The following is a 25,740-nucleotide window of genomic DNA, read 5'->3' on the forward strand; positions in this document are numbered from 1 at the left end:
TATGCCAATGCTGGCGAAAGTGCCCTTGGCAATTGCAATGAGCAAATCTGGAAAATATGATAACAAGTCGCCTCGTGCACAGCAAAAAGCATTAGATGGTTTTGGTGCTCGTGCCCATGCTGCACATGAAAATTGTTTTGAAGCGACAACGTATTTCGGACCAAGTATTTTACTGGTCATTGCGCTCAATGCTGTCACTCTTACCACGGCATATTTATGTCTTGCGTTCGTCGTATGCCGTTTACTCTATTTAATCTGCTATTGGATGAATTGGGATATTTTACGCAGCACAGTTTGGGTGATTGGCATGGGAACCATCGCTGCTCACTATTATTACCTCCTAAATTAACCAGTATTATCTTCTGACTGAAACTGCGTTCAAGCGGGCCGAGGAAAGCAATAGTGTTCAGGGTAGGGTGTGAAGTTTGGAATAACACCGCTGCTGGTTAGGGCTTGAATACTCTGCCAATACTCGGCTGTCATAATGTCACCATGTAGCTCTTTAAGTATTTCTTTAAATTCTCTTTTGCCAACAATAAAGTGTTCGAACTGTTCTGGAAAAACATCACTTGGCCCCACTGATAGCGTGTCTATCGCATAAGGGTCATCGCTTTTCGGCAAGCTTCTAAAATGCCGCTCAGACATATAACAAATCTCATCATAATCATAGAAGATGACACGTCCGGTTTTCGTGACGCCGAAATTTTTGTGCAGCATATCACCCGGAAATACGTTAGCTAAGGCAATCTGTTTGATACACAAGCCAAGCTCATTCAGCACATTTCTTATCTTGATAGGATCTTGTTCCTGCTGAAGGTAAAGGTTCAATGGCGTCATTTTACGTTCAATGTATAAGTGCGAAATGACTATTTCAGTTTCTGTTATTGAAATACTGCTCTGGCAAGTTTCAAGTAAGTAATCGAGCAGCTCTTTGGACACTCTATGCTTGGGGAAACGAAAGTTCATATACTCGTGTGTGTCGGCCATACGACCAACGCGGTCAGTGGTTTTAACCAATCGATAGCGATCCTTTACATAGTCGCGAGTAATTTTTTTACTTTCAGCAAATTCATCTTTAATCACTTTAAACACGACCCCATAGCTGGGCAAATGGAAAACTGCCATTACCAAGCCTTTGATGCCAGGTGCCAACGCAAACTCATCATCGCTAGTATCTAAGTGCTGCAGATAGTTGCGATAAAAGACAGTTTTACCATGCTTATAAAAACCCAAAGACATATACAGTTCGAAATGCTTCTTATGAGGCAGAAGCTCCTGCAGAAAGGCCACTACCTCTGCAGGATATTGCGTCTCTGCCATAAAGTAAGAACGAGCAAAACTAAAAATGACGCTTAAGTGATGACGTTCAGTGAGCAAAGCATCTACGACGAGCTTATGGTCTAGGGTCATTTTTAAGGCAATCACGAAGGGAAGCGTTTCATCAGGCATACAAATTCGACCGACCAGATATGCTGCTTTTCCACGATAAAAAACGGGCTTGAGTAATTCGACAGTGTGAACACTTGCTAACTGTTCACGGTCGAGCCGTGCTCGTAAGGCTTTATCCATACTTTGCAAATCGTGCTCAAGATTATCAAATGGGACTGCAAAGCGAAATGTATCGAAGATTGCTTCGTGCATCGCTCTGACTGTGCCTGAGGTGTCAAAGCGGTAAATGACTTTTTCGCGGTCAGGCCCCGAAAGATAACAACGACTTGGCAACACAAACATCATTGTTTCATCAATTTTCGCATGTTTGAAAATACGTCCAATCACAGAATTGTAAAAAGTTTCTGCAAGTTCAAACTGAGGGTGATTATTCAGTAGCTTGGTATACTGCGCTTTTGCCTCTTGCCAAAATTCACTTTCCTGTTGACGAGGGTGTACTTGTTCATACAAGTCAATAACAATCTCACTCAAGCTTTGTTCATACACGGCAATACGATCTTTGATCGCTAATTGAGATTCACTCCATAAGGATTGCTCAAATCGCTCTTTTGCGCCAGCTGTGATGCGACTGTGACGTCGGTATGAACGGTCGAAACCGCTAATCACTTGGTAAGCGAAGTGGCGAGCAACTTTGCTAGTATCTACCTCTGATGCTTGATTCTCGTTCATAAGGCGTATCTTTTTCTGCGCAGGTGTTTATTTGATAAAGTAAGAATATACTGTGTATGAAAAGAGATGTCGCATAATTGAAACCTATATTGGCTATCTGTTGACTAAGGTATAGGTTCTTAGCGCAAAAATGGAAGGAGCTTCCTTGATCTATAGCACTATCGACAAATTATTCTTTGGCCTAACCTTACTGTTTGCTTTGCAGGTACCACAGCTTGCTGATCAGTATCATCAATTCATTGCAGGCGTTTATGATGCAAACCAATGGCAAATTGACGGTTACCAGACGACGGCTGACAAATACGGTTACCCTTCAATCGACGATATGATCGAACACCATTTGAAAAATGATGTAGAAAGTGTGCGCGATGATGCAATCCAAAAACAAAGCACACTACAGAGGCAGAATGACCTTGGAAAAGGTCTTCAAGTGTTTGCAGAGGGGAATCTGATAGAAAAGATTGGCTTTATGCTGTCGCCATCGGGTTGGCTATACCTTGATAAAACCCTGAAGCAATTCACTTTTGGCCTACCGATTAGCACAGAGGGCATTTTGTTCGGTGTGATCTTAGGGCTCTTGTTGAATCTTGTTATTAGCGCTCCGACTCAACTAGTTGTGCGAAAAAGAAGGGCGCGCAAAAAAGCAGCAAAAGAAGAGAATATTCCAAAAAAGCAGCCTCTTTGATGATGAAAATTCATTTAACATGATTTAATTGAGTGAATATCGCGTTTATGTCCAAAACGTGGTTGACATATAGACGTCTATACGGCAAATTGACCCTATGAAAAGAACAATAAAAACTAACGACATTAACCTTATATTAGGGGTGGTTGCATCAGCCAAGTTGACGCTAACTATTTCTATGACGATTATGGGTATGATTACCATCCTTACCAGGGGCGGTCGTTAGCTTGCGCAAGATTTAAAGTTAACGAAAGCCCGCAAATAGCGGGCTTTTTTGTATGCGGCTAGTAGAAGAATGTAAACAGATAAAATGAGAGTACAGGAGTAATACATGAAGGTTTTAAAGTTTGGTGGGTCGAGTTTAGCTGATGCAACACGTTACATGCGCGTGTTGGAAATTAGCACCGATACACATCAAACAGAAGGCGCGGCAGTTGTATTGTCAGCACCTAAAGGCGTAACAAACGCCCTCTCATTGTTATGTGAACAAGCTGAGTCTGGCGCGGATTATGGCGAATTGTTTGCCAAATTGAATATGACCTTACATGGTATCGCAGACGATTTAAATGCCACCCTCGACAACTTTTCTTATCAGCCGCTTAGCGATTTTATTAAGCTAAAGCTGAGTGAGTTAGAACAGCAATTAAAAGGCATCGCCTTACTGAAAACCTGCCCTGAACAAGTTACTGCTTCAATATTGAGTTTGGGTGAGTATCTAAGCGTTCGCATCTTTAGTGAAATTTTGAATGCCAAAGGTGTTGCCAATGAGATTATCGATCCCGTCGAACATGTTGTCGCAAATGGCAGCTACCTTGATAGTATCGCTGACTTAAGTGCGAGCAAAGCGCGTTTTAGTGAGGTCAATACAGATGGCTCAAAACTACTGATTATGCCCGGTTTTGTTGCGGTTAATGATCTGGGTGAAAAAGTCACTTTAGGGCGCAATGGCTCGGATTACTCTGCAGCAATACTCGCCGCGTGCATTGATGCTAGTTGTTGCGAAATTTGGACAGATGTAGATGGTGTTTATAACGCCGATCCTAACCAGGTTGATGGCGCTGTTTTACTAGATAAGTTAACTTATCAAGAAGCGATGGAATTGTCTTACTTCGGCGCAAAAGTGCTTCATCCTAAAACAATTGGTCCAATTGCCCAGTACAGCATCCCTTGCCTTATTCGCAATACCTTAAACCCGGCCGCTCCTGGCACATTGATTTCTCATGAAGCGAGTGAAAAATGGACCAGTGTGAAAGGTATATCACACCTCGAAGACGTAGTGATGTTCAATATTGCAGGCCCTGGAATGAAAGGCATGGTGGGTATGGCAAGTCGCATTTTTGATGTAATCTCAACGGGCAATATTTCAATTAGCTTAATCACACAAAGTTCATCTGAATACAGCATCAGCTTTTGTATTCAGCAAAAAGATGCAGACCGGGCACTTGATTTATTAGATGAAAGCTTTGCATTAGAACTTAGCAATCAATTGTTAGAACCCATTGAAGTTCGTCGAGAACTCGCCATTGTCACATTAGTAGGTGATGGTATGCGTCAATCTAAAGGCATGGCCGCGAAGTTTTTCAGTGCTTTAGCGCAGGCTAGGGTGAACAATGTTGCTATTGCTCAAGGCTCATCCGAGCGCTCAATTAGTACCGTGATTGAAAACGCGAAAGCGAAAAAAGCAGTAAAAGTCATCCATCAGAATTTCTTTACTAAGAAACATACTATCGATGCCTTTTTAATTGGTTGCGGCACCGTCGGTGCTGAGTTGTTGAGGCAAATCGCACAACAGCAAGCATCTCTGTTGGGCAGAGACATCCGTCTCGAGGTCTTTGGTATCGCAAATAGTCGCAAATTGCTTTTGAATAATAACGGTATTGATTTAAATGGCGACTGGAAGGGAGCATTAGACAATGCCGAGGAAGGTTTCTCAGTTGCTCGTATTCATAAATTTGTAAATGACAATAGTTTGGTAAATCCGGTCATTATTGATTGTACTAGCAATGAAACAATTGCTGATTTGTATTTAGAAATGATGAACAGTGGTTGTCACGTTGTTACGCCAAACAAGAAAGCAAATACGTCAACCATGGCGCAGTATAAAGCCTTGCAACGCACTGCGCAATCAACCAATCGTCAGTATTTATACGAAACAACGGTTGGGGCTGGCCTGCCGGTTATCGACAATTTACAAAAATTAGTTGCTGCGGGTGATGAGCTAGAGAGTTTTGAAGGTATATTGTCAGGTTCACTATCTTATGTATTTGGTAAGTTAGACGAGGGAATGAGCCTATCTGAAGCAACATTAGTGGCAAAATCGAATGGATTCACTGAGCCTGATCCAAGAGATGATTTATCTGGCATGGACGTGGCTAGAAAACTGTTGATCATGGCAAGAGAGTCAGGTTTAGAGTTAGAGCTATCAGATATTCAAATTGAATCGGTGTTGCCTGCTAGTTTCGACTCCTCGGGGTCCATTGAGCAGTTTCTCGAAAACTTGCCAAGCCTCGATGCAGAAATAAAAGAGCGCGCGCAAAAAGCAAATGAAGACGGCAAAGTACTTCGCTACGTCGGTTCAATTAAGCAGAACAAATGCAAAGTATCTATACAAGAAGTGGCGCTATCACATCCTTTAGCGGCAGTTAAAGACGGTGAAAATGCCTTAGCCATTCACAGTAAGTATTATCAGCCAATTCCTTTCGTTATTCGAGGATACGGAGCGGGCGCTACAGTAACTGCTGCGGGTGTATTCGCAGACGTATTACGCACCATGCCTTGGACACAGGATTTTGCTTAATGAGTGATAATAAAGAAACAACTAGCGCTAAAGTAACAAAGGCCTTCGCACCCGCTTCAATAGGTAATGTCAGTTTAGGCTTTGATCTTCTCGGAGCCGCTCTCCAGCCTATTGACGGAAAGCGTTTAGGTGATTGGGTTGAAGTCAAAGATGCAGAGGCATTTTCTCTTACGGTAGATGGTACATTTGCCGATAGATTACCTGCGGGTAGTGACAATAATATCGTTACAAAGTGCTTCGAGTTCTTTCAAACGGCGTTAGCTGATGCAAATAAAGCACCGTTGAACGTGGCCATGCACCTACATAAAGCACTACCAATTGGCAGTGGTCTTGGCTCTAGCGCAAGCTCTATCGTTGCGGCGTTTTACGCCTTGAACGAACATGCGAATAAGCCGTTTGATGAAGATCAGTTATTGACAATGATGGGCGAGCTTGAGGGGCAAATTAGCGGTAGTATACATTACGACAATGTTGCTCCGAGCTATTTAGGTGGCTTGGTTTTAATGACGGGCGAAGAGTCACCCGTGGCGGTGAAGTTGCCGTGTTTTGACAATTGGTACTGGGTTGTATGTTACTCTGGAATTTCGGTGTCAACTGCCGAGGCCAGAAGGTTGCTTCCTCAAGAGTACAGCTTATCGTCAACATTAGATTTTGGCCGACAACTCAGTGTCTTTGTGCATAGCTTATATGCGAAAGACGAAGCGTTGGCCGCTAAGATGATGACCGACGTTATAGCAGAAGAGCATCGGAAGGTATTATTACCTCGTTTTGATGATGCAAGAGAAGCCGCTAACGCAAACAACGCGCTTGCGTTTGGTATTTCTGGTTCCGGCCCGACCGTGTTTGCGGTGGCACGAGAGCTTGATGATGCTAATGCTATAAAAGCATGGCTAGAAAAAGAATATATACAAAACGAAGATGGCTTTAGCCATGTTTGTCAGTTAAGCACACAAGGCACCCAGGTGTTACCTAGTGCATAAAACAAAGGTTTAAGAAGTGAAACTAGTAAATTTAAAAGATGCCAGTGATGCCGTTAGCTTTTCTGAAGCGGTAAAGAAAGGCCTAGGGAAGCACCAAGGGTTATATTTTCCAACAGATATCATCCCTTTCGATAATATTGATGATGTTTTGGCTATGCCTTTCGTGGAACGAAGCATTCATGTTTTAAAACACTTGATTGGTGATGAATTACCCGAAGCGTTGCTAAGTTCTATTGTGACAACAGCCTTTCAGTTTGGCGCACCTTTGGCAAAAGTGAGTGGTCAAATTCATTGCCTTGAGTTATTTCATGGTCCAACTTTGGCATTCAAAGATTTTGGTGGTCGGTTTATGGCTCAATGCCTTGCGAATATCAGCAAAGGCGAACCAATCACTATTTTAACGGCTACCTCTGGTGATACCGGTGCGGCCGTCGCCCATGCATTCCATGGCATAGACAACATCCAAGTCGTGATTTTGTATCCGAAAGGTAAAATCAGTAAGTTACAAGAAAAACTATTCACCACGCTAGGCGATAATATACATACGGTAGCGATTGAGAGTGACTTTGACGATTGCCAACAGCTAGTGAAAGCCGCTTTTGACGACACTGACGTGCGTGATGGCTTGCATTTGAATTCTGCAAATTCAATTAACATTAGCCGTTTACTCGCTCAGGTTTGTTATTATTTTGAAGCGGTAGCGCAATTACCAATAGAGGACAGAGCGAAAGTGGTATTTTCTGTGCCTAGTGGTAACTTTGGGAATCTGACCGCGGGCATTATTGCAAAAGCGCTAGGTGTGCCAATCAAGCGCTTTATCGCAGCAACAAACTCTAATGACACTGTGCCTCGTTATTTAAAGACCGGTGAATGGGCTCCTAAGCCAACCGTTGCCACAATTTCTAATGCAATGGATGTGAGCCAGCCAAATAACTGGCCTCGCATTGAGGCTCTTGTTGAGCAGGGTTATATATCGAAAGATATTTTAATGGGTGAGGGCGTCGACGAGGAGTATACGCAAGTTGCCATGCGTCAGCTAGCAAGCTTAGGTTACGTTTCTGAGCCGCATGCCGCCATTGGTTATCGATCTTTGGCTCGCTCACTGACTGAAGACGAAGTGGGTATTTTCTTAGGTACTGCGCACCCTGCAAAATTTAGAGAAACCGTAGAGAATGTCTTGGGTCAGCCCATTAGCTTGCCACAAGCGTTGGCAGATAGTGTCGGTAAACCAGACTTTTCAGTTGACGTTGAAAATAGCTATGAGGCATTGAAAAAGCACCTTTTCGCTACTTTGCGTTAAATTTTAAATCGGAAAAAACAATGAAAGCATGGGAAGGCATTTTAGGTGACCAAAAACAACAAGCCTACTTCCAAGAAGCACTTGCTTATGTCGAAGCAAGGCGCGTTGAAGGCGTTACCGTTTACCCTGAAGCACAAGATGTTTTCAATGCTTTCAAATTAACGAGTCCGAATAATCTAAAAGTCGTGGTACTTGGACAGGATCCCTATCACGGCCCTAATCAAGCGCACGGCTTGAGTTTTTCTGTATTGAAAGGTAACAAAATACCGCCATCGCTTCGTAATATTTATAAAGAGTTAAGCTCAGATATTGAAGGCTTTGTTGCGCCAGTGCACGGTGACTTAAGTGAGTGGGCAAAGCAAGGGGTACTACTATTAAATACGGTACTCACTGTGGAACAGGGCGAAGCCCATTCGCACAAGAAGATAGGCTGGGAGCGATTTACGGACGAGGTCATTAAGAAAATAAATGAACACTTTGATAATATCGTGTTTTTGCTGTGGGGCGCACCAGCTCAAAAAAAGATGCAGTTAATCAGCGAAGAGCGTCAAAAAGTGCTCACAAGTGCACACCCGTCACCGTTGTCTGCACATCGCGGATTCCTAGGGTGTAAGCACTTCAGCCAAACTAATGCGTTTCTAAAAGAGATAGGTAAACCCCCCATTGACTGGCAAGTTTAAGTAATACCTTATACATAACCCAGTAGACTCGTCATCCAAAGCAGCCTCGTCACCCACGCGAACCTGTCATCCCCGCGTAGGCGGGGACCTAGATTCCTACATACTATCGTCATCCCCGCATAGGCGGGGACCTAGATTCCTACATACTATCGTCATCCCCGCGTAGGCGGGGACCTAGATTCCTGCCTACTATCGTCATCCCCGCGTAGGCGGGGACCTAGATTCCTGCCTACGCAGGAATGACAGACTATAGAAGGAATGACAGACTATAGCAGAAACAAAAATGCCACTAAGAAAGTGGCATTTAAATTCATTTCGCTAGCGCATCATTTGGTCAAGTTCATACTCTAAACTCATATCCATTTCGGTGAGTTCGCGCTGTAATTTATACTTGTCATGGATTGCTTCAATTTCTCGCCACTTTCGTTTTTTGCTTTTGGTTTTTACTGGGCGGGACTCGGTATCTACAATTGATAAAATATCGCTTCGTTCCACGGGCATCTCCTTATCGAAACCGCTTGCTACACAAACAGTCGGACTGCGGAGGTGCTGTCGACTGCTTACACTCAATATGTACCATAAGAATGAAAGAAATAAAACACATTTGTTAACCTTATATTAACAATGTGTTTCATTTCTATGACAGAAGACGTGGTCTTACACTTTATTTTTGCGCGTTTTTGAATTTTTCGACAAGTGAGGCGGTCGAGCTATCAACAGAATCGAGAGGTTTGAGATCGTTGATCACATCAAGAACGTCGTTACCTAATGCTTTACCTAATTCAACACCCCATTGGTCGAAGGAGTTTAGGTCCCATATAGCACCTTGAATTAACACTTTGTGTTCGTACATTGCAATCAATGCTCCCAAGGTTTTTGGGTCGAGTTGCTCGAACAAAAGAGTATTACTTGGCTTGTTTCCAGGCATCGTTTTGTGAGCAGCTAAACTAACACGTTCTTCGTCAGATAAGCCTTTTCCGTCAAGATCAGCGTAGCACTCTTCAAAGGTTTTACCTTGCATCAAAGCTTGAGTTTGCCCAAAGCAATTAGACGCTAACATTGCATGGTGCGTATCATCTTGATTAGGCACATTTAAGGGAAGCATGAAATCTGCCGGGATAGGCAAGGTGCTTTGATGTATCAATTGATGGAACGAGTGTTGACCGTTGGTCCCTTCACTACCCCAAATGATTGGGCCAGTACCACAATCCACAGCTTGACCGCCAAGTGTCGTCGATTTACCGTTGCTTTCCATATCCAACTGTTGCACGTATGCAGGAAGGCCACGTAAATAATGGTAATAGGGGAGAAGTACATGAGACTGAGCGCCCATAAAATTACGATACCACACACCAAGCATTGCCAGAATGGCAGGTAAGTTTTCCGCGAGAGGCGCAGTTTGAACGTGCTCATCCATGGCATATGCGCCATCAAGAATGGCTCTGAAATTGTCATAACCTAAAGCAAGTGAAATGGGTAAACCAATTGCAGACCATAAAGAATAGCGACCACCTACCCAATCAGCCATAGGGAAAACATTTTCGGCGGCCATGCCGAATTCAGTAGCGGCTTTTACATTTGATGAAACTGCAACAAAATGTTTGGCAATATCAGCTTCTGACACGCTATGCGTAGACGACTTTTGAGCTAAAAACCACGCTTTTGCCGTGAGTGTGTTTTGCAAAGTCTCTTGAGTGCCAAATGATTTCGAAGACATCACAAACAAGGTTTCTTCAAAGTCACAGTCTGCTAGTACGTCTTGAATATGACAGCCATCTACGTTCGCGACAAACGTTACATCTACTCGACCATCACGATAAGGCTTTAGCGCTTCGCTGACAATTTTGGGGCCCAAAAATGAACCGCCAATACCGATGCTAACCACCCGTTTGACAGGTTTACCTGTACAGCCGAGATGTTCACCCGATAAAACCTTGTTGGTAAAAGCTTCCACTTTATCGAGAGTAGCCATTACCTCTGGCATAACATCTTCACCGTCAACCATAACAGGCTTACCTGAGAAATTGCGTAATGCCGTATGTAAAACAGCTCGTTTCTCAGTGGTGTTGATGATGTCGCCTTTGAACATTGCGGTAATTTTGTCGTTAACGCCTCGTTGCTCAGCTAACGCGATGAGTTGCGAAAGCACATCATCAGTAATTAAGTTTTTGCTGTAATCAAGAGAGATACCGCAGGCAGCCAAAAAGTATTTTTCAGCCCGCGAAGGGTCAGTCTCGAACCAGTCTCTCATATGCTGACGTTTCACATTTGCGGCAAGTGATTCTAATTTGCCCCAGGCTTCAGTATTACGAATGCGTTCCACAGTATCTCTCCGATGTAATTGTTACAGCATGTCTCTTAATAAGGTTTCTAGTTTGACTTGGTCGGCGGCGAAATTTCTTATGCCTTCTGACAATTTTTCGGTTGCCATGGCATTCTCATTCATCTGCCAACGGAAGTCCGCTTCATTAATCAGTTCGCCTGGGTTTTTCACTTTGCCGTTATCAACTAAGTAAGGCTTGATTTCACCTTCTGTATTCGAAAGTTCTTCTAATAACTGAGGACTAATTGTTAGGCGATCACATCCAGCAAGGCATAAAATTTCATCGATATTTCGGAAACTTGCACCCATCACGACTGTTTTGTAACCGTGTGATTTGTAATAGTTGTAAATCTCAGTTACCGAAATAACACCTGGATCTTCTGTTCCCGGAAACGCAGCTTTTCCTGTGCTAGCTTTGTACCAGTCGAGGATACGACCAACAAATGGAGAAATCAGAAACACGCCAGCCTCGGCGCAAGCGCGAGCTTGGGCAAAACCGAAGAGTAAAGTAAGGTTACAGTTGATACCTTCTTTCTCAAGTTGTTCGGCTGCTTTGATTCCTTCCCAAGTCGATGCGATCTTAATGAGAATTCTCGATTTATCGATGCCAGCATCGGCGTATAGTTTTATTAACTTATGGGCCTTTTTCACTGTCGCAGCTGTGTCAAAACTCAATCGTGCATCAACTTCAGTTGAAATACGGCCAGGGATCACATCAACAATTTCTTTACCAATAGCGACTGCCAGTTTGTCTCCCGCATCAATCACTTGCTGTTCAGTGTCAGAGGATTGTTCGCTCGCCCATTTCACGGCATCTGCGATTAACTGCTTATATTGAGGCAAAGAAGCTGCTTTCAGAAGTAGCGACGGGTTGGTTGTCGCATCTACAGGTTGGTATTTTTTGATTGCGTCGATATCGCCAGTGTCGGCAACAACGGTAGTTAACGTGCGTAATGATTCTAGTTGTGTTGTCATTATTTTCCCATTATTTGTGTCTAATTGGTGTTCGTGTTGATAATCTTTTGTCGGTAATATGAAACTATCTTATTCAAAATCACAAGTGGCTTAAATTTTTGAGTAAAATAGCGTCGGTAAAAGGTGTTTAGTCAGGAACTATAGCCTCCTATAGAGTACAGATTGTATGACATTCTGGCTAGTTGTGAATGATGATTTTTATATTATGAAAATATAGATTATGACCAAAAGAAAACGCTGCTTTGTTTAGACGAGTCAGTTTGCTACGTGTTTTGCTGAAAATGGTCAGTGATAGTTTTACTTGAGGGCGTTTATCTTGCTTTTGGCCTTGTAATTTGGAGGGTTCGTACCAACATCATTACTATCGTATGCAAACATTTCCGTCAACAAAATTAGTTGTGGAATGAGCAATTATTGATATCACTGCGTAGAAAAGAACAAGACAGGGCGAACATCAGGGCGTGCTTTATTGTAAGCAAGGTATTAGGTAGTGCGGTATTAGATAGTACGGTATTTGAAAATAAGCTATTGCTCAGTAAGCACAGACTGTCGAATTGTAAAAACACAGATTAATTAAATCAGTAAGGAAAGAAAAAGCACTATGTTAATGCTTGTATCACCCGCAAAAAACCTCGATTTTGATTCCCCTTTGCCAACAACAAAGTTCACTGAACCAAGTATGTTGAAAGATGCTGAAGAACTGGTAGAAACATGCCAGAAGCTAGCGCCCAGTGATTTGGCGAGCTTGATGCATATCAGCGATAAACTGTCCATTTTAAATGCCGAGCGCTTTGCTAGTTTTACCACCCCGTTTACGCCTGATAATGCGCGCCAAGCAGTGTTTGCGTTTAATGGTGATGTATATGGGGGCTTAGATGCAGCTTCACTATCGGAAGCGGATATTGATTTCGCTCAAAAGCATCTGCGGATTCTCTCAGGGCTCTACGGTTTATTAAAACCACTGGACTTGATGCAGGCTTATCGTCTTGAAATGGGTACTAAACTTCAAAATAATCGTGGTAAATCACTCTATGAGTTTTGGGGTGAGAGTATCACTCATGCGTTGAATGAAGAACTTGCCGATGGCGACCAACAAGTATTAGTAAACTTAGCAAGTAATGAGTACTTCTCGTCTGTTAAAAAGAAGTTGCTGAATGCAAATATCGTTACGCCACAGTTCAAAGATGAGAAAAATGGCAAGTACAAAATAATCAGTTTCTATGCCAAAAAGGCTCGTGGTTTGATGGCGCGATACATTATTCAAAATCGCATCACCGATGTTGAAGGCTTAAAAGGGTTTGATTTGGCTGGATATCACTACAGTGAAGCAGACAGCTCGCCGAATGAACTCGTATTCAAGCGAGCTGAACTAAAATAGACAATACTGAGAAATGGTACTTAGTTAACGTAAAGTTCCTCTTGGAATTTGAGCACTTCTTGTTTATTGCCTTGCTGAACAGTCACGTCAAACCGAAACGTTTCTCTGTGATCATGTGACAGAACAGCAAGGTAATAGATAGCTTTACCGTCGACAACCTTCTTAAAGTTTAGGTCTGTTTTGCTTCCTAATAAATTTCTAGCTGAGCCTGTGACTGATAGGTTTTGCGCTTCTTGGGTGTCTTTATCTAAGACAGAAATATTTACCAAAGCATTGTATTTGCTTCGCACGATTTGATTTGCTTTTGCAATTTCAGGCGTCAGGAAGGTAGTGTCTAATACAATGTAGTGAACATCCCATTGACCCAGCGTCTTTTTCTGCTCAGCTTGACTTACACTGGGGAGCAGTAAACCTAAACATACTGCCACCAGAAACGACCAACTCAATACTCGCATACTCTTCTCCTTTGTTGTCTATTTGACTGTCATCGCCGCAAAGGCCTCTGTCATCCCCGCTAATGTCTCTGTCATCCCCGCGAAGGCGGGGACCTAGATTCCTGCCTACGCAGGAATGACCAACCCTCTTTGTCATCCCCGCGAAGGCGGGGACCTAGATTCCTGCCTGCGCAGGAATGACGACCCCTCGCTGTCATCCCCGCGAAGGCGGGGACCTAGATTCCTGCATACGCAGGAATGACCAACCCTCTTTGTCATCCCCGCGAAGGCGGGGACCTAGATTCCTGCCTGCGCAGGAATGACGACCCCTCGCTGTCATCCCTACTCATTCAATCCTACTAGTTATATACGCACATACTCGCCAATGAGATTGATTATGAACTGAGTCCCTAAAATGAGTACCAAGGGGGAGAAATCAAGGCCACCAATGACAGGAATAAAGCGACGGATAGGTGCTAGCATTGGCTCAGTGAGTTGGTGCAACACGTATTCCATCGGGTTATTTCCTTGGCTAACGAAGCTCAGAATCATTCTAATAATAAGAACAATGAAAAGCAGATTGAAGGCAACCTTTAGCAGCAAAAATAGGCTCGCAATAATGGCTGGAATAATAGGCGGCATGCCAGTGCCAAATATCAATTGCATAACGATAACTTTGAGTACAATCACTAAGTAAGCGAATAGCAGTGTCGCGCTGTCTATCCGGCCGATGGCAGGAATGAATCTGCGCATTGGACCAACTACAGGTTGCGTGACTTTCACTACAAATTGGCTCAGAGGATTGTAAAAATCCGCCCTGGCAAATTGTAACCACACTCTTGCAAGCACAATCATTGCGTAGGTGTTAAATAAAAAGTCCAATAAAGTATAGGTTGCTTGCATAGTTGCTTCTCTTTTCAGTTATCTATAATTGGCGTTTAAAAATCGTTCGCCATTTCGCCTGCGCGTCTTACGGCAGCTTGCATCGCTTTGCTCACAATGGATTCAAGTTGGTTGTCTTGAAAGGTACAGATCGCTTCATGGGTTGTACCACCCTTAGATGTAACTTGGGCCCGAAGTTCACTTAATTCAAGTTCTGGATTGTGACAAATCATTTCTGCGCTGCCTAACAGGGCCTGTTGGACTAACAAACGAGCGTCATCTTTGCTCATGCCCATTGCCATGGCTTCATCTTGCATGGCTTGCGCGAATAGGAACAGGTAAGCAGGGCTGCTGCCGGCGGCGGCAATAACCGTATTTATCTGTTCGTCAGTATCGACCCAAAGGGTTTTGCCAACGTGATTTAACACAAAAGCAATGAAATCTCGGTCTTCTAGGTCAACTGACTCTGGAGCGTATAAACCAGTCATGCCTAAGCTTAGAGACGAGGGAGTATTCGGCATGGTACGAACTACTTTGGCGTAATCACCCAGCATTTCCATTAAGCGACCGGTGGTGATACCAGCAGCAATGGACACCATTAGCTTGCCTTGAATGTCGCAATGTTCTATTAAGTCTTTGCAGGTGTCGGCCATGATTTGTGGTTTCACCGATAGGATAACAACGTCGCCCTTGTCGCATGCTTCATGATTCGATTGTGTTGTCACAATACCAAAGTCTTTTTCTAATGCGTCGAGTTTAGGTCGTGAGGGGTTGGAGGCAGTAATCAACTTGGGATCGTAGCCACCTTTTACCAAACCACTAATAATACTTCTGGGCATATTTCCCGCGCCAATAAAACTCAGTCTACGTGCTTGCATGGATCTCCTTTATTTCACTAAATAGCATGTTGAAACTAGTCGCGAGCGCCAAATATAGCAGTACCAATCCGGACCATTGTTGATCCGTTTTCGATTGCTGCACACAAATCGGCGCTCATACCAATCGATAGGGTATCAAATTGCGGGTACTTTTGCTGACAAGTCGCGAATAAGTCATGCATTTTTTGGAAACTGGCAAGTTGTTCTGATTTCACTTTGCTCGACTTTGGAATAGCCATCAGCCCCCGGACTTTAAGCTTAGACAAGGGCGCTAGCTGCTCTAGCAAAGGCATCAGTTCGCTTGGTAGTACACCTGCTTTACTTTCTTCTTCATCGATGTTTATTTGTACACAAATATTCAATGGCTCGGCGAAGGCTGGTCGTTGCTCATTCAAACGACTGGCAATTTTTAAACGGTCGAGTGAATGCATCCAATCGAAATTTTCTGCAACTAAACGACTCTTGTTTGACTGCAACGGGCCGATAAAATGCCATGAGATATCAGATAAATGCTTCAGTTCTGCAATTTTGTCGACACCTTCTTGCACATAATTTTCGCCAAATGAACGGTGTCCGGCTTCATACGCAAGAACAATATCCGATACCGGTTTGGTTTTACTTACGGCCAACAATTCAATATTGTTCGCAGCACGACCAGCCAGTCGCGCGCAATGCTGAATTTCGGCATGAATGGCCTCGAGGTTTTCGGCGATTTGATTTGTCATCGTTTGGTTCTCATAAGGTTTATGAAATTTTCAGTAATACAACACGCGCTCGAAGACGCAACTATTTTTGGAGTCACCCACAGTGGATATTAACGAACTATTAGCCTTCAGTGTAAGCAATAAAGCTTCAGACTTACATTTGACCGCAGGATTACCACCTATCATCCGTGTTGACGGAGAAATGCGGAGACTCAACGTCGACCCACTCGATCATAAACAAGTTCATACGCTTATATTCAGTATTATGAATGACATGCAGCGTAAAGAGTACGAAGAAAACCTAGAATGCGATTTCTCTTTTGAAATTAAAGATTTATCTCGCTTCCGGGTTAATGCTTTTGTACAAAACCGCGGTGCAGCAGCAGTACTACGTACGATCCCAAGTGAAATTTTAACACTTGATCAACTGGGTGCCCCAGAAATCTTCAAACAAATTATTGATCAGCCAACCGGCATTGTATTGGTAACAGGTGCGACAGGTTCGGGTAAAAGTACCACATTAGCGGCAATGGTAGACCATATTAATCAACACAAGCGTGAGCATATACTTACGATTGAAGATCCTATCGAATTCGTGCATCAAAACAAATTGTGCGTGATGAATCAACGTGAAGTCCATCGCGATACGAAAAGTTTTAATAACGCGCTGCGTTCTGCATTGCGGGAAGACCCAGACGTTATTCTAGTGGGTGAGCTACGTGACTTAGAAACTATCCGCTTAGCGATATCTGCCGCAGAAACCGGTCACTTAGTATTCGGTACGCTGCATACCAACTCGGCACCAAAAACCATAGATAGAATCATTGATGTATTCCCTGCAGAAGAAAAGCAAATGATACGTTCAATGCTGTCAGAGTCCTTACGAGCTGTTGTTTCTCAAACGCTACTTAAAAAAGTGGGCGGTGGGCGAGTTGCTGCTCATGAAATTATGGTTGGTATTCCTGCCATCAGAAACCTTATCCGTGAAGATAAAGTACCGCAAATGTATTCAGTAATCCAAACCGGGCAGCAACATGGTATGCAAACAATGGATCAGTGTTTACAGCGTTTGGTGGCAATGGGTGTAATCACGGCGAATGATGCTGCGTCTAAGTCTACGGACAAAGCGCCTTCTATTGGCATGTAGTTCGTTTAGGAGTATAGAGTTATGATGGGTTTACATCAGTGTTTGCAAGACATGGTAGCGAATGAAGCGTCAGATTTGTTCATCACCGTTGGTATGCCAGTCAGTGCTAAAATTAACGGTCGAATGACGCCGTTGACGGCAATGAATCTGACCGAAAGTGAAGCACTAGAACTGGTTCATGACGCGATGACGGACAAACAAAAAGCCGCATTTGCCGAAGAGAAAGAATGTAACTTTGCTATAGCTGTTGATGGTATTGGCCGTTTTCGTTGCAGCGCATTCTGGCAGCGAGACCAAGCTGGTATGGTAATACGCCGAATCGTCACTCAGATCCCACAAGCTGATGAGCTTGGCTTACCAACTGTATTGAAAGATATCATCATGGCTAAAAAAGGCCTGGTGTTGTTCGTTGGAGGCACAGGTACTGGTAAATCGACCTCATTAGCAGCACTTATTGGACATCGAAATCAGAATTCACATGGCCATATCTTAACAATAGAAGATCCGATTGAATTTGTTCATGATCACAATAATTGTGTCGTCACCCAGCGAGAAGTGGGTATTGATACACACACATTTGACGATGCATTGAAAAGCTCCCTGAGACAAGCGCCTGATGTTATTTTAATTGGTGAGATCCGTTCCATGGAAACCATGGAATATGCGATGTCTTTTGCCGATACTGGCCATTTGTGTGTAGCTACCTTGCACGCAAACAACGCAAACCAAGCAATAGAACGTATCATGCACTTGGCGCCACAAGAACTTCACCAAAAACTACGCTTTGACTTAAGCCAAAACATTCGTGCCATTGTTGCTCAACAATTGGTGCCCACGATTGATGGTAAGGGGCGTGTAGCCGCTATTGAAGTCTTGTTGAATTCGCCTTTGGTCGCTGACCTCATTCAACGCAATGAAATTGGCAGCTTAAAAGAAGCGATGATGAAAGGTAAAGAGCAAGGCATGCAAACTTTTGATATGGCACTGTTCGAACTCGTCAAACAGAATCGAATCAGTGAAGACCAAGCAATGCACAGTGCTGATTCGCCGAATGATCTACGCTTGATGTTTAAACTATCAAGTGATGAGGGTACAGGCTTAGGCAGCCTAAGTAACGTCTCAATAGATATGGGTTAAATAAAAAAAGGGCAGTGCAGAGAAATCTGACTGCTCTTTTGTATTATTGCGTAGGCTGTTTCAGTTTCACTTGGTCTACACTGCAACAGTGCTGATCTCCATAATAGTTATCTTTGTAATTGCAAACTTGGATTTTTTTGTTTTGTTTGATCAGTAATAGTCGTTTGTTAATTTCTAATATTATCTTTGTCATACTTGGCTCCTTTATTTGCCTTATCGTTTCAAGATGTCGTTAAGACAAAGATAGTGAAAATAATTGATTAAATAAAACGATTTTAATAGATTATAGTAATCGTTTTTTTAGATGGGTTATGCTTGTATCCAAATTAGCGCTGCAATGTCATATCACACATGATTGAGTAGGGATTAAAGCAATAAAAAAACAATGCATTCAAAACCAAAAGGAGTTGTTATGAAAAGCAACTTGGTTGTTACTATAGGTGCAAGCGCACTGGTCATCATTGGCGTTGGCGCCTTTCTATATCCGTTTAATACTCCCGATTCTTCAGAATCAATTACACCATCGGCAGAAATAACTGCAAAGACAGTTGTTATCGAGCAGGTAAGTGACCAAGCGGCAGCCACTACTACAAAGCAAGCCTCAATCATTACTAAAATAGACTTTAGTGCAAGCGAGCTAAGCTCGATGTACGAAGCGAGTAGATTGCATAATACCTGTCAGCAAGAACTTTTGAATATCGATTACAGGCAAAAAGTAGTGCGCCAGCGTTTTGATACGGCATTGACCAAAATTAATGATGAGAAACAATGGGCGTTGGCAGTCATGCATATGCATGAGTTAGGCATAGTAGATGCGCAAGAAGCCTTATCGCAAATTAATCTTTATCAGTTACGACGCTTGCGTAAAAATTATGAACATCATAATTCGAGCTCAGCTCCAAACCAATTCCAAAAAGACATGATGAAAAATCTACAAGAGATTTCTCTCGCGTTGAATAATGGTGACTTGAGTCTTTTATCTGAGTCAATGAAGGACTTCCGAGAGTTATCGGAAAAGAAAGGTTTGCTAACACGAGTTAGACAAAAAGAGACGCTACTTTCCCCTGAGACGATGGTAGGGCACGCCATAGCAACGAAGTCGAATATAAACATTGAAGCTATTCTTAATGTCGTGCCAGCCACACATGCGATGCTAAATCAGGCGATTCGCTCGGGCGCAGATACCGCTTCTGTCAGTCGCTTACTTGCATCTATGGACTTTTCCAATAAGCCTGCTTATACCAAGTACAGAAAGCTTCAAACGGCACTTCAAGTTGCAATTGAAACTAACAGTATCGATGTGCTGCAACTGTTATTGGAACAAGATAGTTTGACCAATGTGCAATTTACGTTTTCTCCGGTGAATACTATTTTGATGCAAGCAATGATTGCCACAGAGCGCGCCGTTTTGAGCGATGAACAATTGGAAATGATATTGCTTTTGCGTAACTTCGAGCATGCTGCACATCTGTGGCCGAATGAACAATTGAAAAAAATGCAGCTGATGGGATATCCAGGGTCTATCATCAATGACGACCTGCGTGATCAAATGAAGGCTTTGGATATAAAGGCTCAAGTTTATCGAAAGCTAGTTAGCGCGCAGCCCAGTAATTTAAATACTGAAACTCGCACTTACTTTGATGATACGGCAGAAAAACTAAACCAGAGTCGACGCGAATATGCAGATAAAAAAAGCACTTGTGCGCCTTTAAAACAAGCGTGGAAAAACCAACTTCCTGGCTTGAACATGATCTCTGATATTACGCCATTCCTAAAGCCGAACCTATCTTTTGAGGCGCAGGTTGATCATTTAGCCCTGACCTCACCAACCTTAGTCGATGTCTATTACAAACAAAGTTTGAGCAACACCTCGAATACTGGCGATATCGAGGATGCAGTGGATAGCATTGATGATATTCGAGCTGACTTTTCTCAGCTCTCTCAAGCACTTTCCAAACTTGAAATGGATTTATTCCAACGCCAATTTTTAGTTGAAAAATTGTGTGAAGAATTTGACCTAGAGGGCGTTTATGCAAGCTTTCCTTTAGCCCAGTTTATCGACTATAACAATACAACGACGGGTAGTTGCTTGTTTGAAATTGCTGACTATTACGGCAAGGTGAAACAAGAGTTTTTCGCTCACCCAGATACTTTTCCGAGCGCTATCGTACACGAACTAAATAACTATTCGGTTGATGAAGCTATTCGTTTGTTGAACGAATTGGAGAGGCCCGAAGCGAAATATACAGCTGGTTTTCCGAAAGGCAGAGATGCGCTTATGCTAGCCCTCGATATGGCAAATAGCGCTGGTTTCGAGTATGATTATGGGTCACTTATTTTGGGCTTGCTTGCTCGGACAGAGTTGACCACTGCGCATTATCGTAGGCTTCATCGCTTAAAAGTAGTCGATATCTTATTATTCGAAAATTTAGCCAGTCAATTTCCAGCAATAGAACAAGCAACCTCACAACCTTTTAATATTTTCTAATAGGATTTTATTGTAGTGCTTATTCCTCGCTTTCATGCTTTCAGCGCACTTTTGCTTGCTGCGTTCTGTTTTTCTTCTTTTTCAAGCGTTACTTTTGCACAGTCAAAGGAGGAACATGAGCATCATGACGCAGATGAGCATCACGATTCTCATAGCGATGAGCATGAACATGAGGTTGAAATAATACAAGTAAACTCAACGCGTTCTGGCAGAACAGTTGATAGTGAACCGATTCGAGTTGAAGTAATCAATCAAGAAGAACTGACCGAAAAAGCTATCATGCGCCCCGGCAATATTTCAATGCTGGTGGCTGAAACAGGCGGCGTCAGAGTGCAAACAACGTCACCTGCTTTGGGTAGCGCAAATATACGGCTACAGGGCCTATATGGGCGCTATACGCAACTGTTGAATGACGGTCTACCCTTATATGGCGGTCAGGCAGCTTCCATTGGTTTGTTGCAGATACCCCCGACAGACTTAGCAAGAGTAGAAATAATCAAGGGTTCGGCCTCTTCACTCTATGGCGGTTCAGCCATGGGCGGCGTGATAAACTTGATTTCGCGAGAGCCGGGCGATGAATTCGAAGCTGAATTATTGTTGAATAGCACAAGTCGTGATGGGCAAGACTTGACCACGTACCTAGCCAGCCCGCTGAATAATTCAAGCGGTGTTTCAATTACTGCAGGTGCTCACCATCAAGCTGAGCAAGACTTCGATAACGATGGCTGGATAGATATGGCGGGTTACGAACGCTATACCCTGCGCCCACGCTTGTTCTGGGAAAGTGACAATGGCGCACGTGTATACGCGACGGTTGGCGCGATGACTGAGAATCGCGATGGCGGGACTCGCACAAACTTGCTGTTATCAGACGGTTTTGATTTTCAGCAAAACCAAGACAGCGAACGCTTCGATCTGGGCTTAACTGCCACCGGTCCACTTGCAGATACGTTAACATGGAATGTGCGTAGTTCTGCCATGACACAACGACATGCTAAACAATTTGGTATAAGAACTGAAGATGATCGCCATGAATCCTATTTGTTGGAAAGCTCAATCTCTGGCTATACTGTGGATATGCAATGGGTTGTAGGGGCTGCCTTACAATCGGAGCGCTTTGAGTCAGAAGACTTTCCAATGTTTGATTTTGATTACACCGCGCCTGGTATTTTCGGTCAAGTTGATTATGATTTTAGCGATAACTTATCAAGTTCGGTGAGTGCCAGACTTGACGATCACAGTGAATTTGGTCAACAACTCAGTCCACGAGTGTCGTTCCTTTACCGCCCTGCATTGTGGACCATCAGAGCATCATATGGTCAGGGTTACTTTGCGCCAACACCGTTTGTTGAGGAAATTGAAGCTGCCGGCTTAAGTCGCCTATCACCATTAAGCAATATTCAAGAGGAACGAGCCGAAACAGCATCGCTAGATATAGGTTATCAAATCGATAAACTTGAAACTAAACTCACCTTATTCTCTTCAAAGGTTGATGGCGTTACTGAGTTAGTTGCTTTTTCTGCAGAAAATAACGGCGAGCTAGACCGTGTCCGGTTGGTAAATGCTGAGGAAGAATCACGTATTTATGGCTCAGAGGTTTTACTGCGGTATAAGTGGAATGACTTCAAACTCACTGCCAGCTATCTGTTTTTAGATGCAACAGAATACGATCAAAATACCCAGCGTAGACAAAAGCTTGCTCTTACACCCAAGCACTCAGCAAGTTTAGTCGCTATGTGGGAAAGGCATGGCGAATTTCGTGTGGGATTTGAAGCGTACTATACTGGTACACAACGCTTAGACGATAACCCTTACCGAAATCACAGTGACACCTACTGGCACTTAGGCTTAATGGGCGAAAAAACGATTGGAAATATTAGTTGGTTTATTAACTTTGAAAATCTTTTAGATATTCGCCAAACCAAAGAAGATCCGCTCGTGCTGCCGTCTCGCTCAGCCGCTGGACAGTGGACCACAGACATCTGGTCACGCAACGATGGCTTTATTGTGAATGCTGGCTTGAGAATACGTTTCGGCGGACATTAATCCAGCGTAGCTTCAATTGTGCAATTGTAGAAAAGCATCATCGAGCACTTTGGGGGAAGTACTGTCGCCCCCACCAAACTCCCAGAGTCCGCCTTCTTTTGATATTTTTCGGTAGTGACCTTCACCTGCAATATCCCAAGTGCTAATGTAAATGCTCGTGTTTGACCAATCGCTTATCCCCATGGCTTTTCCTGAATAAGTAAATGTCACAGTGTTTTCGTCATGGTTGACGTGTATAGCCGGGGCGCTGCCTAGGTTTTGTCCGCGACGTTCAGAATTCGCCGTTGACGCATCAAATAAGTAGTTTCCCCAACCGAAGGCAACATGTCCAATGTGCCAAGTGTTTGTGTTGAAGCCTTCAGGCACCGAAGCATTCATCATTGGCAAAACTGAGGTTGCGCTAGCGTTTTTGTTTGCTAACTCAGGTACATGTAAAAAGAGGCTAAAACTGACGTTATCAAAACCAAAAGCAGGTGCCCATACCTCACTGACTTCTTGCATTTTAACGGTGATTTGTAAGTTTGTGCCACCGGTCCTAGCTTGTAATTCAAGGATATCTCTTTGCTTGCCCGATTGCGTATGTTGCAAGTTCTGGTAAGTGCCTGTTGGGCCAACATCGTCATTTTGTGGATCGCTTACCCGAACTTCTTGTGTAGCACGGTTTTGCACTGCGGTAAAAGTAGCCGTTTCACTGAGCGCTTGACTTGCGGTGTCATAAATCATCAGCGTCTTAGTCATTCTACCCAAATCTTTTATCTGCAAAGTGTAGTCCCAGTTCCCATTTTCGTCAGTGTTCACAGTGATACGTTCATCCCACATACCGTCGAGTATGAAAGCAAGTTGGGCATTGGGTCGATTACTGCTTCCTTGAATGCCGGTATCGTCGGTAAACGTGAGACCGGCGATGTTTTCGAGGCCATTGACTGAAAATGGCGCTAGCGTTTGTTTTGATGGTTCTCCATGACTTGTGGTACTAAAGGTTTGGCCACTCTCTAGTATCATGATCGCCCGCGCGGCCAGCACAAGTTGTAGGTCACCGTTGTTATTTGTGACAATAGACTGTGTTGGCTCGACCTTGTGTGCGAACAGAGTGTTTAATTGATTGTTTGCCCCAAAGGAAGTACTCATGTTACCGGTGACAACGGTGTGCTCTGCTGTATTCATAAGGACAAGCGCACTTTCACTCTTATCGCTATGCTCGTGCACTGACGTGAGCTGATAGGCAAGCACTCCCGGACCAAATGATTGGCTTTTTAAAATACGCAATTTACCCTCTGTAAAGGCACTTTGTTGCTCTCGAATTGCGGCTAACTTTTGGATATGCATATAAAAAGAAGAGTGGGTATTGAAATGTGACTGTTGAGATGCAAAACCGCCGGCAAACATACTTTGGCGAGTTTCTAGGAGGGCTTGCTCTGTACCTTGATACACCACTGGAATACCTGGGGTGGTATAAAGCAAGGCTAAACTCTGCAACATCGCGTCCTGACTACCTCCTGCAAGAAAGCGGGGAGTATCATGATTGTCGATAAAAGTAGGCGTAAATCTGGGGTGAGGAAACACCTCCATATGCTGCTGCAAACGGTAGGCAAGTTCTTCAGTGGCGATACCTTGGGCGAATACGCGAGAAATGTCCTTATACAATGGAAAGTTTATCACTGCGTTCAATTCGGGTTTCTCACCGGTACCTAGGTATTCTGCGATGGCTTTTTCACCGTCATTCTGCAGAGGCTCTGAAAACTGAAACACTTCGCCGAACGTTAGAAAGTGCTTCTTACCGAGAGACTCAGCAAAAGGATAAATACCATCTTCGTCATGCAAGAAGCGATGCCAAAAATCGTGTTCCACATACTTCACAGTGTCGATTCGAAAGGCGTCTACTCCCACTTCTTCTATCCAATATTTGTAACTCTCTTTCAATGCCGCAAGTACTGCTTCGTTGCTGGTATTGAGATCTGCTAAGCCTCCGAGTTGATAGGTATATTGCTGCTCAACACTATCGAAGTTTTCAAGCTCTGGCGTCCAGTGATAGATAGCGGCTTTTTCATGGCTAGGGTTTAGCAAATTAATTTGGTCGAAAGGGGACTGAGTTGGTGCGTCATATGTGTCTTCTTTTGGTGCACTAAGGTAGAAGTTAGTGAGGGGGGAGTTTGGATTAAATTCGTTTCCCTTGTAGCTAAAGAAAATTCCAGTATGGTTTACAACAATATCTTGAATTAAATACATTCCTCTTGAATGCAGCGCTTTAGCCAGTGCTTTATAGTCATCCAGATTTCCAAAATGGGGATCTATCTGTTTGAAGTTCTTAGCCCAGTAGCCATGATAGCCGCCATATTCAGCCTTTGGACTCCACCACTGATTCAACACCGGCGGGCTGACCCAAACGGCGGTAAAACCCATCCCTTGAATATAATCAAGCTTGTCGATTAAACCTTGTATATCGCCGCCGTTGAAATGGCTTTCTTGGGTTGGTGAGTATTCACCTTGCCCAAAATCATTATTCGAAGACTCGCCATCATTGAACCTGTCTAGCAACACAAAATACACCTTTTGCTCTCCCCAATCAGGTGAAGCAAGTTGCGACGTAGAGGCTTTATCAGATTGGCAAGCTGATAGGGCGCTGACGGATAATAAGCATACCAAAAATCGGCAAAATACAACGATGTGATGGAAAGGAGAATAAGTTGCTAATCTTGCTGTCATAAGCGCAGATCACTTTGATTAAAAACGAATCAGGTACGCCAGAGTGTGATTGATGTCCTTCAATGTTTCAATAAACTATGCAGAA

The 25,740-nt window shown here is 43.5% G+C and carries 21 protein-coding genes; 11 read left to right on the top strand and 10 right to left on the bottom strand.

The genetic code is table 11. The features are described from left to right. Window position 1: 1 nt before the first annotated feature. Window positions 2-349: an MAPEG family protein gene (locus tag RM556_RS04035; RefSeq protein WP_409220051.1), complete on the top strand. Its 348-nt coding sequence runs from the start codon at window positions 2-4 to the stop codon at window positions 347-349. A gap of 29 nt (window positions 350-378) precedes the next feature. On the opposite strand, the gene aceK is transcribed toward RM556_RS04035, so the two are convergent. After that, complete coding sequence (gene aceK, locus RM556_RS04040; protein WP_311373907.1) at window positions 379-2,118, bottom strand: bifunctional isocitrate dehydrogenase kinase/phosphatase; 1,740 nt, start codon at window positions 2,116-2,118, stop codon at window positions 379-381. Between the two features lie 145 nt (window positions 2,119-2,263). On the opposite strand from aceK, the gene RM556_RS04045 reads away from it, so the two are divergent. The 5 genes from RM556_RS04045 to ung all read left to right on the top strand — a co-directional run bounded on the left by RM556_RS04045 (window position 2,264) and on the right by ung (window position 8,560). After that, the gene (locus RM556_RS04045; protein ID WP_311373908.1) at window positions 2,264-2,803 is read left to right on the top strand and encodes a DUF2937 family protein; all 540 of its coding nucleotides are present in this window, start codon (window positions 2,264-2,266) and stop codon (window positions 2,801-2,803) included. A gap of 331 nt (window positions 2,804-3,134) precedes the next feature. Beyond that, entirely contained in the window at window positions 3,135-5,600 is a 2,466-nt protein-coding gene (thrA, locus tag RM556_RS04050) for a bifunctional aspartate kinase/homoserine dehydrogenase I (RefSeq protein WP_311373909.1), read from the top strand. Beyond that, window positions 5,600-6,580, top strand: a complete 981-nt coding sequence (gene thrB / locus RM556_RS04055) for a homoserine kinase (RefSeq protein WP_311373910.1) — start codon at window positions 5,600-5,602, stop codon at window positions 6,578-6,580. The genes thrA and thrB overlap by 1 nt, the downstream gene beginning before the upstream one ends. 16 nt (window positions 6,581-6,596) lie before the next feature. Further along, window positions 6,597-7,880, top strand: a complete 1,284-nt coding sequence (gene thrC / locus RM556_RS04060) for a threonine synthase (protein ID WP_311373911.1) — start codon at window positions 6,597-6,599, stop codon at window positions 7,878-7,880. A 20-nt stretch (window positions 7,881-7,900) separates the two neighbouring features. Further along, window positions 7,901-8,560, top strand: a complete 660-nt coding sequence (ung, locus tag RM556_RS04065) for a uracil-DNA glycosylase (RefSeq protein ID WP_311373912.1) — start codon at window positions 7,901-7,903, stop codon at window positions 8,558-8,560. A gap of 318 nt (window positions 8,561-8,878) precedes the next feature. Here the strand turns inward: ung and RM556_RS04070 are convergent, their stop codons facing one another. From RM556_RS04070 to tal, 3 genes are all read right to left on the bottom strand, one after another. Continuing rightward, entirely contained in the window at window positions 8,879-9,055 is a 177-nt protein-coding gene (locus RM556_RS04070; RefSeq protein WP_311373913.1) for a DUF3545 family protein, read from the bottom strand. 169 nt (window positions 9,056-9,224) lie between these two features. Then, a complete protein-coding gene (gene pgi, locus RM556_RS04075) occupies window positions 9,225-10,883 on the bottom strand; it encodes a glucose-6-phosphate isomerase (RefSeq protein ID WP_311373914.1) in 1,659 nt (552 codons plus the stop codon). A 21-nt stretch (window positions 10,884-10,904) separates the two neighbouring features. Beyond that, a complete protein-coding gene (gene tal / locus RM556_RS04080) occupies window positions 10,905-11,858 on the bottom strand; it encodes a transaldolase (protein ID WP_311361974.1) in 954 nt (317 codons plus the stop codon). Between the two features lie 601 nt (window positions 11,859-12,459). Here tal and yaaA point away from each other — a divergent pair. Beyond that, window positions 12,460-13,236, top strand: coding sequence for a peroxide stress protein YaaA (gene yaaA, locus RM556_RS04085; protein ID WP_311373915.1), 777 nt, complete (start codon window positions 12,460-12,462; stop codon window positions 13,234-13,236). A 20-nt stretch (window positions 13,237-13,256) separates the two neighbouring features. Here yaaA and RM556_RS04090 read toward each other — a convergent pair whose 3' ends face one another. From RM556_RS04090 to RM556_RS04105, 4 genes are all read right to left on the bottom strand, one after another. Next, a complete protein-coding gene (locus RM556_RS04090; protein ID WP_311373916.1) occupies window positions 13,257-13,691 on the bottom strand; it encodes a DUF4426 domain-containing protein in 435 nt (144 codons plus the stop codon). A 342-nt stretch (window positions 13,692-14,033) separates the two neighbouring features. Continuing rightward, window positions 14,034-14,573 carry a YggT family protein gene (locus tag RM556_RS04095; RefSeq protein WP_311373917.1) on the bottom strand — a complete coding sequence of 180 codons (540 nt, stop codon included), beginning with the start codon at window positions 14,571-14,573 and terminating at the stop codon, window positions 14,034-14,036. A gap of 35 nt (window positions 14,574-14,608) precedes the next feature. Next, complete coding sequence (gene proC / locus RM556_RS04100) at window positions 14,609-15,430, bottom strand: pyrroline-5-carboxylate reductase (RefSeq protein WP_311361978.1); 822 nt, start codon at window positions 15,428-15,430, stop codon at window positions 14,609-14,611. 35 nt (window positions 15,431-15,465) lie between these two features. Then, complete coding sequence (locus RM556_RS04105; protein ID WP_311361979.1) at window positions 15,466-16,155, bottom strand: YggS family pyridoxal phosphate-dependent enzyme; 690 nt, start codon at window positions 16,153-16,155, stop codon at window positions 15,466-15,468. Between the two features lie 82 nt (window positions 16,156-16,237). Here RM556_RS04105 and RM556_RS04110 point away from each other — a divergent pair, with 82 nt between their 5' ends. Beyond that, a complete protein-coding gene (locus RM556_RS04110) occupies window positions 16,238-17,281 on the top strand; it encodes a type IV pilus twitching motility protein PilT (protein ID WP_311373918.1) in 1,044 nt (347 codons plus the stop codon). Window positions 17,282-17,305: 24 nt separating this feature from the next. Continuing rightward, on the top strand, window positions 17,306-18,418 hold the full coding sequence (locus tag RM556_RS04115) for a PilT/PilU family type 4a pilus ATPase (RefSeq protein ID WP_409220052.1): 1,113 nt from the start codon (window positions 17,306-17,308) through the stop codon (window positions 18,416-18,418). 43 nt (window positions 18,419-18,461) lie between these two features. On the opposite strand, the gene RM556_RS04120 is transcribed toward RM556_RS04115, so the two are convergent. After that, complete coding sequence (locus RM556_RS04120) at window positions 18,462-18,611, bottom strand: hypothetical protein (protein ID WP_311373919.1); 150 nt, start codon at window positions 18,609-18,611, stop codon at window positions 18,462-18,464. A gap of 219 nt (window positions 18,612-18,830) precedes the next feature. Between RM556_RS04120 and RM556_RS04125 the strand changes: the two genes are divergently transcribed. Together RM556_RS04125 and RM556_RS04130 are read left to right on the top strand one after the other, a co-directional pair. Further along, window positions 18,831-20,906, top strand: a complete 2,076-nt coding sequence (locus tag RM556_RS04125; protein ID WP_311373920.1) for a hypothetical protein — start codon at window positions 18,831-18,833, stop codon at window positions 20,904-20,906. Between the two features lie 15 nt (window positions 20,907-20,921). After that, window positions 20,922-22,952, top strand: a complete 2,031-nt coding sequence (locus RM556_RS04130) for a TonB-dependent receptor domain-containing protein (protein WP_311373921.1) — start codon at window positions 20,922-20,924, stop codon at window positions 22,950-22,952. A gap of 12 nt (window positions 22,953-22,964) precedes the next feature. On the opposite strand, the gene RM556_RS04135 is transcribed toward RM556_RS04130, so the two are convergent. After that, window positions 22,965-25,655 (bottom strand): alpha-amylase family glycosyl hydrolase, encoded by a 2,691-nt coding sequence (locus RM556_RS04135; protein WP_311373922.1) that lies wholly within the window; start codon window positions 25,653-25,655, stop codon window positions 22,965-22,967. Between the last annotated feature and the right edge of the window lie 85 nt (window positions 25,656-25,740).

This window comes from Alteromonas sp. W364 (assembly GCF_031846205.1).
In the GTDB taxonomy this organism is placed as follows: domain Bacteria; phylum Pseudomonadota; class Gammaproteobacteria; order Enterobacterales; family Alteromonadaceae; genus Glaciecola; species Glaciecola blandensis.

Excerpts from the sequence above, each read along its gene's own strand:
- RM556_RS04115 (WP_409220052.1), top strand. The coding sequence starts at position 17,306 with ATGGGTTTACATCAGTGTTTGCAAGACATGGTAGCGAATGAAGCGTCA.
- thrB (WP_311373910.1), top strand. The coding sequence starts at position 5,600 with ATGAGTGATAATAAAGAAACAACTAGCGCTAAAGTAACAAAGGCCTTC.
- RM556_RS04120 (WP_311373919.1), bottom strand. The coding sequence starts at position 18,611 with ATGACAAAGATAATATTAGAAATTAACAAACGACTATTACTGATCAAA.
- proC (WP_311361978.1), bottom strand. The coding sequence starts at position 15,430 with ATGCAAGCACGTAGACTGAGTTTTATTGGCGCGGGAAATATGCCCAGA.
- RM556_RS04125 (WP_311373920.1), top strand. The coding sequence starts at position 18,831 with ATGAAAAGCAACTTGGTTGTTACTATAGGTGCAAGCGCACTGGTCATC.
- yaaA (WP_311373915.1), top strand. The coding sequence starts at position 12,460 with ATGTTAATGCTTGTATCACCCGCAAAAAACCTCGATTTTGATTCCCCT.
- RM556_RS04095 (WP_311373917.1), bottom strand. The coding sequence starts at position 14,573 with ATGCAAGCAACCTATACTTTATTGGACTTTTTATTTAACACCTACGCA.
- thrA (WP_311373909.1), top strand. The coding sequence starts at position 3,135 with ATGAAGGTTTTAAAGTTTGGTGGGTCGAGTTTAGCTGATGCAACACGT.
- ung (WP_311373912.1), top strand. The coding sequence starts at position 7,901 with ATGAAAGCATGGGAAGGCATTTTAGGTGACCAAAAACAACAAGCCTAC.
- RM556_RS04135 (WP_311373922.1), bottom strand. The coding sequence starts at position 25,655 with ATGACAGCAAGATTAGCAACTTATTCTCCTTTCCATCACATCGTTGTA.
- RM556_RS04090 (WP_311373916.1), bottom strand. The coding sequence starts at position 13,691 with ATGCGAGTATTGAGTTGGTCGTTTCTGGTGGCAGTATGTTTAGGTTTA.
- RM556_RS04035 (WP_409220051.1), top strand. The coding sequence starts at position 2 with ATGCCAATGCTGGCGAAAGTGCCCTTGGCAATTGCAATGAGCAAATCT.
- aceK (WP_311373907.1), bottom strand. The coding sequence starts at position 2,118 with ATGAACGAGAATCAAGCATCAGAGGTAGATACTAGCAAAGTTGCTCGC.
- tal (WP_311361974.1), bottom strand. The coding sequence starts at position 11,858 with ATGACAACACAACTAGAATCATTACGCACGTTAACTACCGTTGTTGCC.
- RM556_RS04105 (WP_311361979.1), bottom strand. The coding sequence starts at position 16,155 with ATGACAAATCAAATCGCCGAAAACCTCGAGGCCATTCATGCCGAAATT.